The organism is Pseudoalteromonas sp. TAB23 (assembly GCF_000498075.1).
Lineage (GTDB): Bacteria > Pseudomonadota > Gammaproteobacteria > Enterobacterales > Alteromonadaceae > Pseudoalteromonas > Pseudoalteromonas arctica.
In genome coordinates, this window is the sequence record NZ_AUTP01000046.1 from 1 (window position 1) to 1,025 (window position 1,025).

General features: G+C 41.3%; 1 protein-coding gene and 1 pseudogene. Both read left to right on the forward strand.

Annotated elements, in window-relative coordinates:
• Positions 1–714 (forward strand): solute carrier family 23 protein (locus L654_RS0101180; protein ID WP_024607001.1); only part of this gene is annotated, 714 nt, incomplete at its 5' end.
• Between the two features lie 30 nt (positions 715–744).
• Positions 745–1,025: pseudogene (locus L654_RS0101185) on the forward strand (DUF5020 domain-containing protein); the annotation flags it as partial.

The window sequence follows — 1,025 nt, forward strand, 5'->3', positions numbered from 1 at the left end:
GGTTGGATACTGGCCGTTATATTAGGAATAGCCAAATTTGAAGTCGGCGAGTTTGATTTAATCGCCATGCCAAGACCGTTTAAGTACGGTTTTAGTGTAGATTTTGGTGCGCTTATAGCCTTTGGCTTTTTATACCTTATTACTGCAATTGAATCGACAGGCGATATTACTGCCAATTGTGCTGTTTCTAAGTTACCTGTTAGAGGGCCTACTTACTTAGCACGCATACGCGGTGGTATTCTAGGTGATGGCGTTAACTCGATGATTGCGGCCTTATTTAACACTTTTCCAAATACTACTTTTAGTCAAAACAACGGGGTTATTCAGCTAACAGGTGTTGCCAGCAGGTACATAGGCCTGTGGATCGGCGGTATTTTAATCATCCTTGGTTTGTTTCCTGTGATTGGCGCTGTATTACAAAATATACCTAAACCCGTTTTGGGCGGTGCAACGCTTGTAATGTTTGGCACCGTAGCAGCCGCAGGGGTCAAAATACTAGCCAGCGAAAAAATAAATCGCAGAAGTTTACTTATTATTGCGGTGAGTTTGGGACTAGGGCTAGGTGTTAGTTTTGTACCAGAGTTGTTTACAAACGCACCTAAGTTGGTTACTGCCATATTCGGTAGCGCAGTGACGGTGTCGGGTATCACCGCAATAATAATGACGTTGGTACTACCAGAAAATTACTCAGCAAGTACGGATCATCTTAACTAAACTAAGATTCATAAAAATAAAGGAATTAAAATGAACACTAAAACAATAAAAAAACTAGCACTTATAACTGCAATTACAATGTGCTCAACAGGTGTTTCGGCTAAAGAGCTTTGGTCTGATTTTAGTATTACCGCAATGAAAGGGGCCGACTACCTAGAGCCATTTTCAGGGGAGGAAGACGATAGAAGTGTTGTTACTATAGAACATGCGTCGGGACATACTTGGGGTAGTACGTTCTTTTTTATGGATAGACTAAGTAATCCTGATGAAGTGTACGGTGAGTTAAACATAAACCCAACCCTTTACAAGCC